At 53.9% G+C, this 14,155-nt stretch carries 12 protein-coding genes; 10 read left to right on the top strand and 2 right to left on the bottom strand.

Annotated elements, in window-relative coordinates; translation table 11 throughout:
* Positions 1 to 59: 59 nt before the first annotated feature.
* The 3 genes from KHA84_RS10025 to KHA84_RS10015 all read left to right on the top strand — a co-directional run bounded on the left by KHA84_RS10025 (position 60) and on the right by KHA84_RS10015 (position 3,568).
* On the top strand, positions 60 to 734 hold the full coding sequence (locus KHA84_RS10025; protein ID WP_213423395.1) for an SOS response-associated peptidase: 675 nt from the start codon (positions 60 to 62) through the stop codon (positions 732 to 734).
* A 130-nt stretch (positions 735 to 864) separates the two neighbouring features.
* Positions 865 to 2,694 carry an ATP-binding protein gene (locus KHA84_RS10020; protein ID WP_336511132.1) on the top strand — a complete coding sequence of 610 codons (1,830 nt, stop codon included), beginning with the start codon at positions 865 to 867 and terminating at the stop codon, positions 2,692 to 2,694.
* Between the two features lie 115 nt (positions 2,695 to 2,809).
* Positions 2,810 to 3,568, top strand: coding sequence for a LysM peptidoglycan-binding and 3D domain-containing protein (locus KHA84_RS10015; RefSeq protein WP_213423393.1), 759 nt, complete (start codon positions 2,810 to 2,812; stop codon positions 3,566 to 3,568).
* A 66-nt stretch (positions 3,569 to 3,634) separates the two neighbouring features.
* Here the strand turns inward: KHA84_RS10015 and KHA84_RS10010 are convergent, their stop codons facing one another.
* Entirely contained in the window at positions 3,635 to 4,801 is a 1,167-nt protein-coding gene (locus tag KHA84_RS10010) for an MFS transporter (RefSeq protein ID WP_213423392.1), read from the bottom strand.
* Positions 4,802 to 4,952: 151 nt separating this feature from the next.
* On the opposite strand from KHA84_RS10010, the gene wrbA reads away from it, so the two are divergent.
* From wrbA to argF, 4 genes are all read left to right on the top strand, one after another.
* The gene (wrbA, locus tag KHA84_RS10005; protein ID WP_213423391.1) at positions 4,953 to 5,576 is read left to right on the top strand and encodes an NAD(P)H:quinone oxidoreductase; all 624 of its coding nucleotides are present in this window, start codon (positions 4,953 to 4,955) and stop codon (positions 5,574 to 5,576) included.
* Positions 5,577 to 5,690: 114 nt separating this feature from the next.
* Entirely contained in the window at positions 5,691 to 6,740 is a 1,050-nt protein-coding gene (locus tag KHA84_RS10000; protein WP_213423390.1) for a beta-carotene 15,15'-monooxygenase, read from the top strand.
* Between the two features lie 83 nt (positions 6,741 to 6,823).
* Entirely contained in the window at positions 6,824 to 7,912 is a 1,089-nt protein-coding gene (locus KHA84_RS09995) for a M42 family metallopeptidase (RefSeq protein WP_213423389.1), read from the top strand.
* A 157-nt stretch (positions 7,913 to 8,069) separates the two neighbouring features.
* Positions 8,070 to 9,032, top strand: coding sequence for an ornithine carbamoyltransferase (gene argF / locus KHA84_RS09990; RefSeq protein WP_236823240.1), 963 nt, complete (start codon positions 8,070 to 8,072; stop codon positions 9,030 to 9,032).
* Between the two features lie 46 nt (positions 9,033 to 9,078).
* Here the strand turns inward: argF and sspI are convergent, their stop codons facing one another.
* Complete coding sequence (gene sspI / locus KHA84_RS09985; RefSeq protein WP_213423388.1) at positions 9,079 to 9,297, bottom strand: small acid-soluble spore protein SspI; 219 nt, start codon at positions 9,295 to 9,297, stop codon at positions 9,079 to 9,081.
* 101 nt (positions 9,298 to 9,398) lie between these two features.
* On the opposite strand from sspI, the gene KHA84_RS09980 reads away from it, so the two are divergent.
* The 3 genes from KHA84_RS09980 (at position 9,399) to pheT (ending at position 13,974) form a co-directional block, all read left to right on the top strand.
* Complete coding sequence (locus KHA84_RS09980) at positions 9,399 to 10,160, top strand: TrmH family RNA methyltransferase (protein WP_213423387.1); 762 nt, start codon at positions 9,399 to 9,401, stop codon at positions 10,158 to 10,160.
* Between the two features lie 352 nt (positions 10,161 to 10,512).
* Complete coding sequence (pheS, locus tag KHA84_RS09975) at positions 10,513 to 11,550, top strand: phenylalanine--tRNA ligase subunit alpha (protein WP_213423386.1); 1,038 nt, start codon at positions 10,513 to 10,515, stop codon at positions 11,548 to 11,550.
* A 12-nt stretch (positions 11,551 to 11,562) separates the two neighbouring features.
* Complete coding sequence (gene pheT, locus KHA84_RS09970; RefSeq protein WP_213423385.1) at positions 11,563 to 13,974, top strand: phenylalanine--tRNA ligase subunit beta; 2,412 nt, start codon at positions 11,563 to 11,565, stop codon at positions 13,972 to 13,974.
* Positions 13,975 to 14,155: the final 181 nt, after the last annotated feature.

Raw genomic sequence — 14,155 nt, 5'->3', positions numbered from 1 at the left:
ACGGACCGTTCTTTTTAATGTATAACGGATTACAGTATAGGCTGGGAGGGGGATTTGCGATGTGCGGAAGGTTTACTTTATACATCCCTTATGGGGAACTGATCGAGAGATTTGCGGTAACCCGGACATTCGAAGAGGAAGAGTATTTCCCGAGCTACAATATTGCCCCGACCCAGCAGGTGGTGGCCGTGATCAGTGACGGCCGCGAAAACCGGATGGGCAAGTTGCGCTGGGGTCTCGTTCCGGGGTGGGCGAAGGATCTGAAGGTCGGCAGCCGGATGATCAACGCGCGTGCAGAGACGTTGGCGGAAAAACCGAGCTTCCGGCAGGCATTCGAGCGTCGCCGCTGTATCATTCCGGCCGACTCGTTCTATGAATGGCGAAGGGAAGGGGAAGTCCGCAGGCCGATGAGGATCAGGCTAAAAGAAGAGCCGGTGTTTGGCATGGCCGGGCTGTGGGAAACGTGGATTTCCCCGGATGGAGAGAAAGTCCATACATGCACAGCCATTACCACACAGCCAAACCGGCTCATGGAAAAGATTCATGACCGGATGCCGGTGATTCTGGCTCCGGAGAATGAAGGAGAGTGGCTGAATCCCAATAACAGGGATGTGGAGTCGCTGAGCCGCCTGCTCGTCCCTTATGACGCGGACAAGATGGAAGCATATGAGGTCTCTCCTGATGTAAATTCTCCTAAAAATAACAGCCCTGAACTGATTGTGCCGTTTTGCTGAACTCTCATTAAAGTTTATCAGCCTTTAAATTTTGTCAAGTATTGCTCTATCGTAATCAAAAAAATATTAGTATAATATACTCAATAAAGACTGAAGAGTGAGTCTTTGGGTCGAAAAAAGCACCCTAACGATGATTTTCATGACGAGAGCGGGATGTGAAATGAAGAATAAAGAGTTGTTCCAGGCAAACAGTGGCGGATATCTATATACTGTGCTCCATGTCGAAAGCGGACATTATTGTATGACTGCAAGCGGCGAAAAGGATTCCCTCAGATATCCCTCGTCTTTGGATCACACAGTCCATGACATGGTGCATTTCAAGGATATACCACTTTTTTTTGAAAGGGTCCGCCATGCACATCGCGGTGAAGAATTCATCCCCTTCTCTGTTAGAGGCAGAGACGATTCTCAGTTGCCGATGTATGTGGAGCATTTGGAACGGATTGATGAACTGCATGCGTTATTAAGGGCATTTCCGATAAAGAAAGGACTAGTTGAGATCGCACCAGCCAGCCCATCGGCAACCTGGAGCAGCCCTTTTTTTGATTTTATGGATGAAGCGGCCATTCTTTTAAAAACCAATGGCGAAGTCATGAAAATCAACACAGCTTTTACGAAAGAATACGGTTGGACGGAGGATGACCTTGTAGGAGGCATCCTGCCGTATGTGCCGAAGGATTTACAGGAAGAGTTCGAGCTGACGCGGAACCGTCTGTTGGCAGGGGAGAAGAAAGTCGTCCTCGACACAGTACGGCTGAAGAAAAACGGCACCCGAGTACCGGTCAGCATCCGCGCATATCCCGTTTTTGACAGTGGAGACCGTCTGGCTGCCACGACTGCCATGATTGTCTCCAAAGATTCGGCTGCAGCCACCCAGTCTCTGATTCAGTTGCAGGAACGGATCATCAAGGACCGGGATCAGCTTATCATCGATATTATGGAAAATACCGGCCTGGGTGTCGGACAGTACGATTTCATTCATAAACGCTTTGTTTATCTGAGCCCGGCAATAAAGAATTTGTTTGAGGTGGAACTAAACGAAATTTATGCCGATGGTCTGTCATTTCAAAAACATATCCATCCGGATGACAGGGGGAATATGGCGAATGTACTCTGCAATGCCGGTTCTTCCGGGGAAATGGATTATCGTGTGATCGTACCCGGCAAGGGGCTAAAGTGGTTGCGCACGAAATCGGTGCCGATTCGGAACAGTGAAGGGCGTGTCCTCAGGCTGATCGGGTTCACACAGGACATTACCAAGCAGAAATTTTCGGAAGAAGTCAATCTGAAATGGGAAAAACTTGGAATGGTCGGCCACTTGGCCGCCGGTATTGCCCACGAAGTGAGAAACCCCCTGACATCTGTAAAAGGGTTTATGCAACTGATGGATGAGACGGGTTCAGCCGGGGCATACACCGACATTGTTTTGGATCAATTGGATCGCATTGAACAAATTGTCGATGAATTGCTGATGCTGGCCGAGCCCCACCAGGGAGATGAAATGAGGCAGGCCGATCTGAAAAAGATACTTTCAGAAGTGATCCGTCTTCTTCGGGCGGAGGCAAGAATGCACAATTGCGAGATCCAATTTAAGGTTCCGGAAACAAATCTCCCGGCCTTCTGCAAAATGGATGAGATCAAACATGTCATCATCAATCTGGTGAAAAACTCGATAGAAGCGATGCCTGATGGCGGGGTGATCCATCTTGCCGCCTGGGACAGCGCCGACGGGCCAATCATCGAAGTCCGGGACGAAGGGGTCGGCATTCCCGAGGAACGGCTGCCCCGACTGGGTGAACCATTTTATTCGAATAAAGAAAAAGGCACCGGCATGGGGCTCATGAAAAGCTTCAAAATCATAGAGCGTCATGGAGGGACGATTGAGTTTGAAAGCGAGGAAGGAAAGGGCACGACGGCAAGAATCCGACTGCCGCGTGTGAAAAAAACCACTTCTCCGTAACTAATCTATTAATAGAGTGTAATAATATGTTTTCGTTTCTTCATCGATTTGTCATGCCACTGTAACATAGGCGTGGTAGAGTTGGTGTCGTTGAAGAAAGGAGACATTTACCATTATGAAAAAAAGCTTGATTGCGCTGACGGCAGCGCTGACCCTGGGTGCAGGTGCAGGAACGGCTTCGGCTGCAGAGCATACGGTCTCTAAGGGCGATACACTCTGGTCGATCTCTCAGGCCAATTCTGTCACAGTCGCACAGCTGAAACAGTGGAATTCCCTTTCCTCTGATTTGATCTATCCGGGAGATGTCCTTACTACCTCCTCGGACAGCAATGCCACACAAACCCAACAGAAAGCGCCAGCTGCGTCTACGCCAGCAGCGAATGCTTCCACATATACCGTCAAAAGCGGCGATACGCTTTATCGCATCGCAACCAACCATGGCATGAGCGTCAACACGCTTATGGGGCTGAATGGCCTCAGCAGCTCGCTCATCCATCCTGGACAATCTCTGAAGATATCCGGCAAAGCAGTCCAGGCAAGCACATCGAACACGGCGTCCGCTTCCAAGCCTGCACCGTCGGCAACTCGTGAACTGTCTGTTCGCGCAACTGCTTACACGGCATATTGCAACGGTTGCTCCGGAGTTACGGCTACGGGCATTAACCTGAGAGCGAATCCTGACCAGAAAGTCATCGCAGTAGACCCTAAAGTCATTCCGCTCGGAACGAAAGTTTGGGTTGAAGGCTATGGTGAAGCCATCGCCGGAGACACTGGCGGCGCCATCAAAGGCAACCGCATCGATGTCTTTATTCCGAACAAGAGCCGCGCGCTGCAGTGGGGTTCCAAAACAGTTAAAGTGAAGATCCTCAACTGATAGATACTGTAAAACAGCCATCCGGCCCACCTGACATCAGGCGGGCCGGATGGCTGTTTTTGTGTATCAAAGACTGGATTTATCTGCCTTCGCCCGTCTCAATCCCGATAGCACGTAGGCGGCTACGGAAAGGAGGACCACTCCTGTGAGAAGGAAAGCGCCGTGCGCGTCCAAGTCCAATAGCCCGATCAGGCCGGAGCCAGCGACTACGCCAATCGAGAAAAACGCATAAAAGTACCCATAGGCTTTTCCGCGATAGTGGGCATCTGTCGAATCGATCAGCAAAGAATTGACTGAAGGGAACAGGAAGGCAAATCCGATCCCGTACAAGGACATGGCCGCATAAAGCAGCGGGAGCTGTCCTGCTATGGACAGGAACAGCATGCTCGAGCCCATGAGCGCGATACCGAAAGCGAGTGTCGCCTCTGGCCTGATGCGATCAAAGAGCCGGTTGGTCGGCAGGATGAAAATCAGGATGGCGACGACTCCGAAGACGCTGAGCAAAAAGCCGCTCGTTTTCGTATCGAACCCGATTGCTTCCACGCGGAGCGGAAGGACGAGAGCAAGCACACCCTGGGAGAACATCAGGAAAAAGGCACCTGCAAAGGCCCGGATCACGCCGGGATGGCGGAACAGGTCCCTTACCGGAAAGTGTCCGGAAGAACGGCCGGTTTTGGCCATCCCCTCTATTTGTTTTTTACTGCCGCCGAGTATAAACACGGCAAGTACCGCAAGTGCCAGGAGAAAAATCCCATTCATCAGCATGATGAACGGTGCACCGGTTCTTGAAGCGATGATCCCGCTAAGGGCGGGACCGGCAATCGCGGCCAACCCGACAAAAGCCCCAGACAAAGCCGAGTTCCTTCCGCGCTTTGATTCTTCCGAACGGTTGGCGATGAATGTGAACGCTGCTGGAACGATCAGTCCCTCCATGAAGCCGTGGACCACACGCACTGCCAGGAGGGCGTTCGGCGTGTCTGCGGGCGTGTAGAGGAAAAGGGCAACAGACGAAAGCAGAAGTCCCGCAATCAAAATCGGAAATGGACCGAGACGGTCTGTCGCGAACCCGGAAAATACGTTGCCGATCGTGTTGGCAAATGAATAGATTCCGACAACAAGCCCCGTGACAAAAGGAGTGGCACCGAGCAGTACGGCATGAGGGCTCATCACCGGCAGCTGGCTGAACAGGTCGAAGAACGAAAAGAAAATGATGAAATAGATAAAGACACGCATGGCTAGGCCTCTTTCGGGTTACATGGTAAATTCACTTTATCACGAGGGCATTCAGACGTCATCCATTTGCAAGCCGGTTGTTTATCCGATCAGGCCGGAGGCAATAGTAGTAATGTTGCACAAACACTATGAATTCAAGGGAGTTGTCTGTATGGACCCAATCAAACTGGCAGTCATTCACTACAGCTCGACCGGAACCAATCACAAATTGGCTCATTGGGCGGGTGAAGCGGCGCAGGAAGCAGGGGCGGAAGTTAAAGTCCTGAAGGTTGCCGAAACGGCTCCAGAGGCGGCGATTGCCTCCAATCCTGCCTGGAAACAGCATTATGAATCGGTCAAGGATGAGCCGGAAGCCAAGCCGGAAGACCTGGAGTGGGCGGATGCCGTCATCTTCAGCGCACCGACCCGTTTCGGGAGCAAGTCTGTCCAGATGCAGCAGTTCTTTGACCTGACCGGCGGACTCTGGGCACAGGGCAAGCTTGTCAACAAAGTATGCAGCGCCATGTCATCCGCCCAAAACCCGCACGGCGGACAGGAAGCGACCATCCTCTCCCTCTACACATCGCTGTTCCACTGGGGCGCCATCATCGCCGCTCCGGGCTACACGGATCAATCGGTATTTGCCGCTGGCGGAAACCCGTACGGCACGAGTGTCACAGTCGATCAGGACGGCAACATGGTCGAAGGAGAAGATAAAATCAAAGCGGCTGTCCAGCATCAGGCCCGTCGTACCATTGAAGTCGCCAAATGGGTCAAGCAGGGTTCCAACGGCTGAATCTGAACATTGTGTGAACCGCCTCCAATCCGGGGGCGGTTTATTCCTGCCGCAGAAGGAGAGGGATACTGCGGCCGCGTATAATAGAAGTAAACGAAAGTGGAGGGTGATCCGATGACCGCTGTCGTCCGCAAATCCGCAAATCCCGTCTGGCTGATCCTGCTGTTGCTTGTCCTTGGATCCAACCTGATTCTATACAGGACCGACTTTGGCGGCTATGTGCTTTCAGGGGCATCCGGGGCGGTTGTGATCGGCTCCCTGATCGACCTGGCAATCGTGGCACCTCTCCTGTTCCTTGCTTGGACAAGATCAATCACGCTGAAGGGATTCCTTTTCGGTGCGGCAACGGGACTGATCGCGGCACGGTTCCTTATTCCTGCCGAGTGGCTGGGCAGCTACACGCCGATCACCTATATCGGCTTTGCTGCCGAAGGGGCATTTATTCTGCTGGAGCTGGTGCTGGTCGTCTCGCTGTTTGTCTACCTGCCAAAGATCATCCGGACAACCGGTGAGGATGAGAAGCCTCTCCTTTTTGCGTTTCCTGCCGCCGTCAACAGCCATATCCGCAGCCATCCGATTATCCATGCGTTCTGTTCGGAGATGCTGATGTTCTACTATGCATTCGGATCATGGAAAAGGAAGCCCTGCCTGAACGAGGATGCGTTTACCCTCCACAGAAACTCCAGTCACATGGCCATGCAGATGATGCTCATCCATGCCATTATCATCGAAACGATCGGCATTCACTGGTGGCTCCATGATAAGTCGCTTGTCCTGTCAATCATCCTTCTTATCCTGAACGTATATTCGGTCATCTATCTGATTGCGGACATGCAGGCAGTCCGGCTCACCCCGTCGGTTTTCGGCAGCGACCGCCTTTACCTGTCCCTCGGCATGTCCAACAAGATGGAAATCCGTTATTCGGACATCGAAGAAGTGGTGACGGACGTGGAAAAACTGTCCGGCAAGCTCTCCAAAGATACCGCAGCGTTCATCGCCAGAGACTTTGAGGCGGGCCGTCCCGATGTCCTGCTCAGGCTGAAGCATCCGGTTTCCGCAACCCTGTTTATGGGAATCCGCAGACCTCATCGTGCGGTCGCGGTCAGGGTGGATGACAAGGATGCGTTCATCAGACGCCTGGAAAAAGAGTTGGATAATCATTGATGGCCAGCTTTTCCCAAAATGTTTTGAAAACATTTGCTCCATCCACTATAATTTGAATGACACATGTTTAGGAGGTCGAAGTAATGGTCCAGCTTGACGAACAGCTACAGATGCTAAAAGACCTGACAGATGCAAAAGGAATTCCGGGCAACGAACGGGAAGCCCGCGAAGTGATGAAGCGCTACATCGAACCATTTGCCGATTCGATCGATTATGATGGCCTCGGCTCGCTGATCGCAGAAAAGAAAGGATCCGCAGAAGGCCCGCGCGTGCTGGTGGCGGGCCACCTTGATGAAGTCGGCTTCATGATTTCCAAAATTGACGACAAAGGCTTTCTCAGTTTCCAGACAGTCGGAGGCTGGTGGTCGCAGGTTATGCTCGCGCAGCGTGTAACGATCGTGACACGTGATGGCCGTGAACTCACCGGAGTCATCGGCTCCAAGCCGCCGCATATCTTGTCTGCCGAAGCTCGAAAAAAGCCGGTCGACATCAAGGATATGTTCATCGACATCGGCGCTTCCTCAAAAGAAGAAGCGATGGAGTGGGGCGTGCGTCCGGGAGACATGGTTGCCCCTTACTTTGAATTCACGGTCATGAACAACCCCGATTATTTGCTGGCAAAAGCCTGGGACAACCGGATCGGATGTGCTATTGCAATCGATGTTCTGCGCAAGCTGAAAGACGAGCAGCACCCGAACACCGTCTTCTCGGCAGGAGCCGTCCAGGAAGAGATCGGCCTGCGCGGTGCCCGGACAGTCGCTGCCAAAGTGAAGCCGGACATCGGCTTTGCCGTGGATGTAGGCATCGCAGGAGATACACCGGGCATTTCTTCCAAAGAGGCAACCGGCAAGATGGGCGACGGCCCGCAGATCGTCCTGTTTGATGCATCGATGGTCTCCCATAAGGGCCTGCGCGACCTTGTCGTGGATACGGCCGAAGAACAGGGAATCCCGTACCAGTTTGAAACGATTCCGGGAGGCGGTACGGATGCCGGATCCATCCACCTGGCAAACGAAGGTGTCCCGTCACTCGCCATTTGCATCCCGACCCGCTATATCCATAGCCATTCGGCCATCCTGCATAAAAAAGATTACGAGCACGCAGTACAGCTGCTTGTGGCAGTTATCAAGAAGTTGGATCGTGAAACGGTCGACCGGCTAACATTTGAATAAAAAGCAGCTTCCCCGCCATCCCTGACAGGTTGGCGGGGGAGTTTTTAATTTATAGTCCATGAGAAGAAGAAAAAATAGTTATAAAGAACCGCTTGATTTAATATTTATACAATTGTATAATAATTCAACAAGATGAATAAACGGAAGGGTGAGTTGAATGTTCATGACGGGGATGCAGGAAATGGTATTGGTTGAAAGCCTGAAGGGAAAAGATCTGCTGGCACTGGACCAGCTTTCGGGCGCTGAAGTAGAAGGCCTGGTGGAACTGGGGGTAGTGCTGAAAAAACTTGGTTCGGAGGGCCGTTATCCGAAACTGCTCGCCGGTAAGATTCTCGGTATGATTTTCGAAAAACATTCGACCCGAACCCGGATTTCTTTTGAGTCAGGGATGATCCAACTCGGAGGGCATGCGATGTATATGAATTCACGTGACCTTCAGATTGGCCGCGGCGAATCGGTCTACGATACCGCCCACGTGCTGTCCGGGTATTTGGATGCCATCATGATCCGCGCCAATAAGCATACGATGGTGCAGGAGTTGGCAGACGAAGCCAGCATTCCTGTCATCAACGGCCTGACGGATATTTATCATCCATGCCAGGCGCTTGCTGATCTCCTGACTGTGCGCGAGGTGAAGGGTGAGCTGAAAGGCCGTAAAATCGCCTATGTCGGAGACGGAAACAATGTCGCACATTCTCTTGTCATCGCCGCCGCGCATACAGGCATGGAGATTGCGGTAGCAACCCCGGAAAGCTATGAGCCATCACCCGATGTAATGGAAACCGCGGTCGCCATTGCCGGCAAGACCGGTGGGCACGTCAGCTGGACATCGGATCCGGTAAAAGCGGTCAGCGGGGCGGATGCGGTCTATACCGACACATGGACCAGTATGGGGCAGGAAGAGGAAGCGGCTGCAAGGCTAGAGGCGTTCAAGGGCTTCATGGTCGATGATGACCTCGTCAAGTATGCGAAGGCCGACTATATGTTCCTTCACTGCCTGCCGGCACACCGTGGCGAAGAAGTATCGGCATCCGTCATCGATGGCCCGAACTCCTACATTTTCCAGCAGGCCGAAAACCGCCTTCATGCACAAAAAGCGGTTCTTGCATCGATTCTTTAAGTGAACACGTAAAAAGCCGCCGGGACCGGCGGCTTTTCATGTTGGATTACTGTACCTTCTTGCCGAATGCGCTTTCCAGGTCGGCCAGGACGTTCTGCTTTTCTGCTGCGTCAGCCTGCTGCCAGAATTTCTCGAAAATCACGCCGAGACCGGGCAGAAGATGCTCTTCGCCCCGGGAGATAGCGTCATCGATGACGCCGCGGATGTCTTCCGCCGAGTTTCCCTGCATATTGGCCGTAATGGCATCGCGGATCTGGAAGTTCATGTTCATCACCCTCCTGGGGAAAGGTTTTCCGTTTTGCTCGCCGGCTATACATCTGTTTTGCTACACTTAAGCAAATAACGGATGACGGAAGGTGTCACAGATTGAAGCGGATTGAATCCACACAAAACTCGCTCGTGAAGCATTGGAAGAAGCTGGTGAATACCAGGAAAGAACGGGACAAAACCGGAGAGTTCCTGGTCGAAGGGGAACATCTGGCGGAAGAGGCCCTGAAAAAAGAAGGGTCGGTGCTTGCCTTGATCGTCAGGGAGGATGTCACGATACCTGGCTACTGGGAAACCGATGAGATCCAGCTGATCGAAATCACTTCCCAGGTCGAACGGGAAATCACGGACACTGAACATCCTCAGGGAATCTATGCGCAATGTCGGATTCCGGAAGTGACCGCGGAAGAGCAGGCAAGCTGGAAGTCCCTGCTTCTTGTCGATGCCGTTCAGGATCCGGGCAACATCGGCACGATGATCCGTACGGCCGATGCGGCAGGAATCGATGCGGTCATTCTCGGTAAAGGCAGCGCTGATCCGTATGCGCCTAAAACGGTCCGCTCCGCTCAAGGTTCGCATTTTCATCTCCCTGTCATGCGGGGGGATCTAAGGGAAACGGTCCATGCGCTGAAAAATAGGGGGATCCCGGTTTACGGGACTGCACTTGAAGGAGCCGTCGCTTACGATGAGCCGGGCAAGAGCGATACATTCGCGCTGATCGTCGGCAACGAAGGGAGCGGCGTCGACCCGGGGCTGCTGGCGGAAACGGACAAAAAACTCATGATCCCGCTGCGGGGGCTTGCCGAATCACTGAACGTGGCGGTTGCGACAGGCATCCTTCTTTATGCGCTGCGTGACTGAACCGGCTTGACCCCCGCAAGAATGTTCCGATATACTGGAGAAGTAAATGACCAAAGACATTGAGCGGGAAGAGTAGGCGGCCCATCTGATGACAGGGAGCCGGCGCCAGGGACTGGAAGCGCCGGTGATCGGATACGCTGAAGTTCACCCCGCGAGTTGCCGCCGGGACCAGCATCAGCTGTAAAGGCGAGCCGGCACACAGCCGTTATCCTGTCCAGAGTGACCGCACCCATGTGCGGTAATCAGGGTGGTACCGCGAATTCAGCCTCGTCCCTATGTTGGGGGCGGGGCTTTTTGTATACCTGAAAACGGAAGGGCAGGCGGCAGTCTGGTTAATGAAAGGAGAATCCGAATGGAGCAGCAACTGCAGCAGTTGAAGGAAGAAGTGCTTCAGGCCATCGCATCAGCGACGGATGTGAAGTCGCTGAATGATGTCCGGGTCAAGTACCTGGGCAAGAAAGGGCCGATCACGGACCTGTTAAAGGGAATGGGGAAGCTTCCCGCAGAGGAACGTCCGAAAATGGGGGCGCTTGTCAATGAAGTGCGCGGCGAGGTGACCGAGAAGCTGGAAAGCCGGATGACAGCGCTCGAGGAAGAAGCGGTCACGAAGAAATTGGCTGCCGAGTCGATCGACGTGACGCTCCCGGGCACTCCTGTAAAGAGCGGAAACCATCATCCGCTTACCCGCATCATCGAGGAGATTGAAGACTTCTTTATCTCGATGGGTTACGAAGTCGCAGAAGGGCCGGAAGTGGAGAAGGATTACTATAACTTCGAAGCGCTGAACTTGCCGAAAGGCCACCCGGCACGAGATATGCAAGATTCGTTTTACATTACCGAGGACATTCTCCTCAGGACGCATACTTCACCTGTTCAGGCACGCACGATGGAAATCAAAAAGGGCAAGCCGTTCAAAATCATTTGCCCGGGTAAAGTGTACCGCCGGGACAACGACGACGCGACCCACTCCCATCAGTTCACACAGATCGAAGGGCTAGTCGTCGGCGAGAATATCCGGATGAGCGACCTGAAAGGCACACTCGATCGCTTTGCGAAAAAAATGTTCGGCGAAGAACGCGAAATCCGACTTCGCCCAAGCTATTTCCCGTTTACGGAACCATCCGTTGAAATGGATATTTCTTGCTTCAAATGCGGCGGATCGGGCTGCAACGTCTGCAAAAAAACAGGCTGGATCGAGATTTTGGGAGCCGGCATGGTCCACCCGAACGTACTCCGCATGGGCGGCTATGATCCGGATGTGCATTCCGGATTTGCTTTCGGAATGGGGCCTGAGCGGATCGCAATGCTGAAATACGGGATCGAGGACATCCGTCATTTCTACACGGATGATCTCAGGTTTATCGGACAATTCCGCAGGACGGAAGGCTGAGGAGGGCGACAGATGAAAGTTTCACTGAACTGGTTAAGCGATTATGTAGATATTGAAGGTGTGGAGCCGGCTGAGCTGGCGGAAAAAATTACAAGGTCCGGCATCGAAGTGGATGCTGTCGACGACCGCTCGGAAGGGCTGAAAAACATTGTTGTCGGCCATGTGCTGGAGTGCAATCCGCATCCGCAGGCGGACAAGCTGAACATCTGCCGCGTTGATGTCGGCGAGGAAGAGCCGAGCCAGATCATCTGCGGTGCGCCAAACGTAGCCGCCGGACAGAAAGTCGTTGTTGCGCGGCCGGGCGCACGCCTTCCGGGCGGCGTAAAGATCAAGAAGGCGAAATTACGCGGGGAAGAATCCCACGGCATGATCTGTTCACTGCAGGAACTCGGGTTCGACGGGAAAGTTGTACCGAAAGCTTACGCATCAGGCATTTATGTGCTTCCTGAAGATGCCCATCCGGGCGAGGACGCGCTTCGGCTCCTCGACTTGGATGACACAGTGCTCGAATTCGATCTGACGCCCAACCGCTCCGATGCACTCAGCATGCTGGGCGTGGCCTACGAAACCGCTGCGATTCTTTCGAAGGATGTGAGGCTTCCAGAAACAGCGCATGCTGAAGCGGCAGAGCCTGCATCCGGACACCTGAACCTCCGTGTTAATGCACCGGAAGCCAACCCGCTCTACGCGGCGAAAGTCGTCCGGAATGTCCAAGTCGGGGAATCCCCGGAATGGCTGAAGGCCCGGCTCATGGCGTCCGGCGTCCGTCCGCTCAACAACATTGTGGACATCACGAACTATGTGCTAATGGAGTACGGCCAGCCGCTCCACGCGTTTGACTATGACCGGCTCGGCACAGGCGAGATCGTCGTCCGGCATGCGGCAGAGGGTGAAGTTATCGAGACGCTTGACGGCACGGAGCGGAAGCTCGAACCGCATCACCTGCTGATTACGAACGGCCGTGAGCCGGTTGCCATCGCCGGGGTCATGGGCGGGGCGAACTCCGAAGTCCATGACGGCACCACGACAGTTGTGATCGAAGCGGCCTACTTCAGCCCGGCATCCGTCCGGAAAACGTCACGCGAACTGGGCCTCAGAAGCGATGCCAGCACGCGCTTTGAAAAAGGGGTCGACCCGAACCGCGTCATCGAGGCCGGCGAGCGGGCCGCTGCCCTCATGGCCGAACTTGCGGGAGGAGAAGTGCTTTCCGGCACCGTCCTGTTCGACGAACTGGACAAAGAGCCGAAGCGGGTCACCGTTTCCCCCGACTTCATCAATGAGCGTCTCGGAATGAAGATCCCGTTCGAGGAAATGGAAGAGATTCTGAACCGACTGCAGTTCCCGTACGAAGCGGTGAACGGACAATTCGTCATCGACGCCCCGACACGGCGAGTGGACATCACCATCCCGGAGGACATCGTGGAAGAAATCGCTCGGCTTTACGGCTATGACGAAATTCCTGCGACGCTGCCGGTGACGGAGTCGCTTCCAGGCGGGCTCACCCCATACCAGAAAAAGCGCCGTGCAGTACGCCGTTACCTGGAAGGCACCGGATTGTTTCAGGCGATCACTTACTCGCTGACATCCGAGCCGGCATCACAGAAGTTTGCACTCGAAACCGCACCGGTCACTCGTCTGCTCATGCCGATGAGCGAGGAGCGGAGCACGCTCCGCCAGAGCCTGCTGCCGCACCTGCTGGAGGCGGTCACCTATAATACCGCGCGCCAGACGAGTTCGGTTGCGCTCTATGAAGTCGGCTCCGTCTTCCTTGGGGAAGGCGAAGATGGTCTGCCGACGGAAGTCGAGCACGCTGCAGGGGCTGTAACCGGCGAATGGTCCGGAGGCGGCTGGCAGGGCGGACAAAAGACGGTGGACTTCTTTGCGGTGAAAGGCATTGTCGAGGGACTGGCCGCGGAGCTCGGGCTCTCGGGCAAATTGTCCTTCCGCAAAGGCGAAATGGACGGACTTCATCCGGGCCGCACTGCCGATGTTCTGCTGGACGGCGAGCGGGTCGGCATCATAGGCCAACTGCATCCGTCCGAACAAAAAGCGCGTGACCTTAAGGATACGATCGTCTTTGAAATGAACCTTCACCGCCTGCTTGAAGAAGAGATGGAACCGCTCCTTTACACGCCGGTGCCGAAGTTCCCTTCGATCAGCCGGGATATCGCCCTTGTCGTGCCGAAGGCCATCCAGTCCGCGACACTGGAAAGTACGATCCGGGCCAATGCCGGAAGCATGCTGAAGGGTGTCCACGTCTTTGACGTATATGAAGGCGACAGGATGGAAGAAGGCATGAAATCGATCGCATTCTCGCTGACTTATCAGGATCCGGAGCGCACGCTTACGGACGAAGAAGTGTCTGAAGCGCACAACCGTATCGTGGCAGCCCTTGAAGCAGAAGGTGCCCAGATCCGGAACTGAAGATGGACAAAGCCCTGCCGGGTTGCCGGCAGGGCTTTGTGAGTGAGACCGGCTGCCTTGTTGATCTTTCATTATGGCAGATATAAAAAACGTCCGGCATCAGCAGGACACAGACTGTAGACAAATCGGGGCTGTCCAATAAGTCATTAATACGATAAAAACAGCAAACGGCACGGACTCT

Origin of the sequence: Bhargavaea massiliensis, assembly GCF_018390575.1 — a bacterium.
GTDB classification, from domain to species: Bacteria; Bacillota; Bacilli; order Bacillales_A; family Planococcaceae; genus Bhargavaea; species Bhargavaea massiliensis.
The sequence above is the reverse complement of the archived record's forward strand: the minus strand, read 5'-3'. Positions and strand labels throughout refer to the sequence as shown.

Excerpts from the sequence above, each read along its gene's own strand:
- KHA84_RS10025 (WP_213423395.1), top strand. The coding sequence starts at position 60 with ATGTGCGGAAGGTTTACTTTATACATCCCTTATGGGGAACTGATCGAG.
- KHA84_RS10020 (WP_336511132.1), top strand. The coding sequence starts at position 865 with ATGATTTTCATGACGAGAGCGGGATGTGAAATGAAGAATAAAGAGTTG.
- KHA84_RS10015 (WP_213423393.1), top strand. The coding sequence starts at position 2,810 with ATGAAAAAAAGCTTGATTGCGCTGACGGCAGCGCTGACCCTGGGTGCA.
- KHA84_RS10010 (WP_213423392.1), bottom strand. The coding sequence starts at position 4,801 with ATGCGTGTCTTTATCTATTTCATCATTTTCTTTTCGTTCTTCGACCTG.
- wrbA (WP_213423391.1), top strand. The coding sequence starts at position 4,953 with ATGGACCCAATCAAACTGGCAGTCATTCACTACAGCTCGACCGGAACC.
- KHA84_RS10000 (WP_213423390.1), top strand. The coding sequence starts at position 5,691 with ATGACCGCTGTCGTCCGCAAATCCGCAAATCCCGTCTGGCTGATCCTG.
- KHA84_RS09995 (WP_213423389.1), top strand. The coding sequence starts at position 6,824 with ATGGTCCAGCTTGACGAACAGCTACAGATGCTAAAAGACCTGACAGAT.
- argF (WP_236823240.1), top strand. The coding sequence starts at position 8,070 with ATGTTCATGACGGGGATGCAGGAAATGGTATTGGTTGAAAGCCTGAAG.
- sspI (WP_213423388.1), bottom strand. The coding sequence starts at position 9,297 with ATGAACTTCCAGATCCGCGATGCCATTACGGCCAATATGCAGGGAAAC.
- pheS (WP_213423386.1), top strand. The coding sequence starts at position 10,513 with ATGGAGCAGCAACTGCAGCAGTTGAAGGAAGAAGTGCTTCAGGCCATC.
- pheT (WP_213423385.1), top strand. The coding sequence starts at position 11,563 with ATGAAAGTTTCACTGAACTGGTTAAGCGATTATGTAGATATTGAAGGT.